This window comes from Lysobacter sp. 22409 (assembly GCF_052045105.1).
GTDB lineage: Bacteria > Pseudomonadota > Gammaproteobacteria > Xanthomonadales > Xanthomonadaceae > Lysobacter > Lysobacter antibioticus_B.
In genome coordinates this window covers 1-4127 of the sequence record NZ_JBQEOE010000098.1, presented here as the reverse complement: position 1 = coordinate 4127, position 4127 = coordinate 1, and the positions used below count along the sequence as shown (strand labels likewise).

Genomic DNA, 4127 nt, shown 5'->3' with positions numbered 1-4127 from the left:
AGGCCGGGCTTCGGGTGTTGCGGTGCAGGTTCCGAAGAACCCGCGGGTGTCGCTTAGTTCTGGACGTTCAGCTCGGTGCGACGGTTCTTCGCACGGCCTTCCGGATTGTCCGAACCGTCTTCGTTGGTGTTCGGAGCGATCGGACGGCTCTCGCCGTAACCCACCGGACCCACCAGACGGCCAGCGTCCACGCCATTGCTGGTCAGGTAGTCGTACGCAGCCTTCGCGCGACGCTCCGACAGCTTCTGGTTGTACGCATCGGTGCCCTTCGAGTCGGTGTGACCGGCCACCTCGACCTTCAGGTCGGGGTAACGCTTCAGGATCTCAGCGGCTTCGTTCAGGATCGCCACCGCGTCAGGACGCAGCGTGGCCTTGTCGAAGTCGAAGTTGACGCCCTTCAGGTCGATCGTCACCGGCACCGGGCAGCCGTCCGGACCGATGGTCTGGCCAGCCTGCGAACCCGGGCACTTGTCGTCGCAGTTGTTCACGCCGTCGCCGTCGTCGTCCTTGTCGGCGCAGCCCGGCTCAACCACCGGAGCCGGACCGACCGGAGCGGTGGGTTCCGGACCCAGCGGCACCACGATGCCGACCGAAGCCAGCACGTCGCCGAACCAGTCTTCCGACGGAGCGTTGACGCTGCTGTCGTCGAAATCGGCGCGGTATGCCAGTTCGGTACGGATACCGACGCGGCCCAGGTCGCCCTGGATACCGACGCCGACCTTGGCGGCGAAGTTGCCGTCCTTGCGGTCAGCCGGCGACAGCGGCGACGGGATGAAATATTCCTCTTCCGAACGCTGGTAGCCCAGGCCCATCAGCAGGTAGGGGTTCCAGTTGCGGCCGTCGGTGACGAAGTGGCGGCGCAGGTCCAACGAGATGCCGTACTGGCTCCAGTTGGCGTCCTGGTTGGCGTCGAACTTCGGGTTCTGATAGTTCAGCTCGCCGTCGAGCGACCAGTTCTTGTTGAGGAACTTGCCGAGGCCGATCGCACCGAACGGAGCATTGCGGGTACCGCGGTCGTTGTCCTGGATGTTCATGCCGGCAGCGCCGGTCAGGTACCAACGATCGTCGAAGTCCTGCGCGCTGGCGACCTGGGCAAGGCTCAGGCCACCCAGCAGGGCGGCGCAGAGGAGTTTCTTATTCATCTTGTAGCTCCTTGGTTCAAAAATATGGAAACCGCGTCTGCGAGGTTTCTACCGTTCAGGACGGCCGCCTGATGACGCCATCCCGCGCAGAGTAGGTTTGCCAACGTGAAAGCGGTGTTAACAACCGTCTAACATTCGACCAAGTTCCATGAATTATGGAACCTGGTCGCGGTCCATTCAGTTTGGGCGTACCGAATCCAAACGATGGTTGTGCACATCCGGGGTGTTGATTAACGGGCCGGCTGCGCGAACAGGCTCATGAACTCGGTCACCGGCAGCGCTTCCAGCTCGGCCGGGTTGTTGGCCAGGGCCAGCAGGCGGTCGGCCTGGGCGGCCGGCAGCTTGGCGCGCACGGCGGCCTCGAACTTGGCCATCAGCACCGGGATGCCTTCGGCGCGGCGCTTGCGGTGGCCGATCGGGTAGTCGATCGAGACCTTGTCGGTCGAGCTGCCGTCCTTGAAGAACACCTGCACCGAGTTGCCGATGTAGCGCTTGTCGGGGTCGAAGTAGTCCTTGGTGAACTGCTCGTTCTCCTTGACCGTCATCTTGTCGCGCAGGGCGTCGATGCGCGGGTCGGCGGCGATGGCGTCGACATAGTCGTCGGCGGTCAGGCGGCCGAAGATCAGCGGCACGGCGACCATGTACTGCAGGCAGTGGTCGCGGTCGGCGTAGTTCGCCAGCGGGCCGGTCTTGTCGATGATGCGCACGCCGGCTTCCTGGGTCTCCAGCTCGATACGCTCGATCTGGTCCAGCTTGTCCTTGACCTGCTCGTGCAGCTTCATCGCGCACTCGACCGCGGTCTGGGCGTGGAACTCGGCCGGGAAGCTGATCTTGAACAGCACGTTCTCCATCACGTAGCTGCCGAACGGACGCTCGAACTCGAACTGCTTGCCCTTGAAGGCGATGTCGTAGAAGCCCCAGGTCTTGACCGACAGCGCGCTCGGGTAGCCGACCACGCCCTTGACGGCGTTGAGGGCGTGAGTGACGGCGCGGCGGCAGGCGTCGCCGGCGGCCCAGCTCTTGCGCGGGCCGGTGTTCGGGGCGTGGCGGTAGGTCCGCAGCACGCCGTTGTCGATCCACGAATGCGAGACCGCGGTGACGATGGCGTCCTTGTCGCCGCCGAGCATCTGGGTGGTGACGGCGGTCGAAGCCAGGCGGACCAGGATCACGTGGTCGAGGCCGACGCGGTTGAACGAGTTCTTGAGGGCGTAGCCGCCCTGGATCTCGTGGGCCTTGATGGCGTGGCCGAGCACGTCGCGCACGGTCATCGCCTGGCCGCCTTCGGCCTCGGCCTTGCGGCCCAGGTAATCGGCGACGCCGAGGATGGCGCCGAGGTTGTCGGAGGGGTGGCCCCATTCGGCGGCGAGCCAGGTGTCGTTGAAGTCGAGCCAGCGGATCTGCACGCCGATGTTGTAGGCGGCCTGGACCGGGTCGAGCTCGAAGCCGGTGTAGGGGACGCGTGCGCCGCCCTTCATCTCGGCGCCCGGCACCAGCGGGCCGAGGTGCTTCAGGCATTCCTTGTGGTCCATCGCCAGCGCGGCGCAGGCCAGCGAGTCCAGCAGCATGTAGCGGGCGGTGTCGTAAGCCTCTTTCGAATCGATCTTGTAATCGGCGACGTAGTCGGCGATGTCCACCATCGGCTTGTCGGGGTCGGGACGGACGGTCGAACGGATATCGAAATGGCTCATGTGCAAGGGGCCTGCGGGTGAGTGAGCCCGCTATTTTGCCAGACCCGGACGACGCGGCGGGGTCGGCCGTCCGCCTGTCCCACTTGCGGTTCTGTGGCGGACGTCCTTGCCTCGCTCGAGCGCGCTCAACAATGCAGCCTCATTCTGGGCATTGAGCACAGCCACAGAACGATCCAGCGCAGCGGCCCAACTTGGAAAACAGCGCGAGCGGGATCACCCTGGGGTCATGGACATCCCGACTCGCCTGCCGACGCTGTTCCTTTCCCACGGTTCGCCGATGCTGGCGATCGAGGACACGCCCGCCGGGCGTTTTCTCGACGACCTCGGCCAGCAACTGCCGTGGCCGCGCGCGATCGTGATCGCCTCGGCGCATTTCATGACCGACCGGACTATGGTCGGCGGCCACGTCCGCCCGCACACCGTGCACGACTTCGGCGGCTTCCCCGAGCCGCTGTACCAGATCCACTACCCCGCCGCCGGCTCGCCGGACCTGGCCGAGGAAGTCTTCGATCGCCTGGTGGTTGCCGGCCTGCCGGCCAAGCTGCGCGATCACCACGGCCTCGACCATGGCGTGTGGGTGCCGCTGCGGCGCATGTACCCACAGGCCGACATCCCGGTAGTGCCGTTGTCGGTGATGCCGCACGGCACCGCCGCCGAGCACTACGCCGTCGGCCGCGCCTTGTCGCTGTTGCGCGACGAAGGCGTGCTGGTGATCGGTTCGGGCGGTTTCGTGCACAACCTGGGCGACCTGGACTGGCGCCACCGCGACGCACCGATGCCGCCGTGGGCGGCCGAGTTCAGCGCCTGGATGCACGACAAACTCGCCGCCGGCGACCACGCGGCCCTGCTCGACTGGCAGGAACAGGCCCCGCACGCGCGTCATGCGCATCCGACCGTCGAACACCTGATGCCGCTGTTCGTGGCGATGGGCGCGGCCGGCGACGAACCGAGGGTGCGCACGATCCATCGTTCGCACGAGATGGGGTCGTTGGCGCTGGATGCGTTCGCGTTCGATTGAGGATGGGTTGAAGGTTTAGCAGGGCGCATGCGTTTCGTCGCGCATGCAGTTGCGCGGTCGCGGCTCGCGCCGCTCCTACTCAAGAGCAGCGACGGCCGTTGCCGTTGCCGTTGCCGTGATTTTGATCTGCCGTGGCTCTTGCCGCTTTACCGGTCAACCGTAGACCCGTAGGGCGGCGCACAGGACGTGCGCCGTTTTTCGATAAGACAGGGACGTCTTATCGAAAAATCCCGGCGCTAGCATCGCACTCGTGGCCTGTGCCCTTGCAAGGAGAGCCCT

Annotated in this window: 3 protein-coding genes; 1 reads left to right on the top strand and 2 read right to left on the bottom strand. The window is 65.6% G+C overall.

The genetic code is table 11. The features are described from left to right. Positions 1-53: 53 nt before the first annotated feature. On the bottom strand, positions 54-1142 hold the full coding sequence (locus ACTJJK_RS23075; protein WP_440731355.1) for an OmpA family protein: 1089 nt from the start codon (positions 1140-1142) through the stop codon (positions 54-56). Between the two features lie 230 nt (positions 1143-1372). After that, on the bottom strand, positions 1373-2830 hold the full coding sequence (locus ACTJJK_RS23070) for a bifunctional 2-methylcitrate dehydratase/aconitate hydratase (protein ID WP_031374247.1): 1458 nt from the start codon (positions 2828-2830) through the stop codon (positions 1373-1375). A 226-nt stretch (positions 2831-3056) separates the two neighbouring features. Between ACTJJK_RS23070 and ACTJJK_RS23065 the strand changes: the two genes are divergently transcribed. Beyond that, positions 3057-3848, top strand: coding sequence for a DODA-type extradiol aromatic ring-opening family dioxygenase (locus tag ACTJJK_RS23065; protein ID WP_223620359.1), 792 nt, complete (start codon positions 3057-3059; stop codon positions 3846-3848). Positions 3849-4127: the final 279 nt, after the last annotated feature.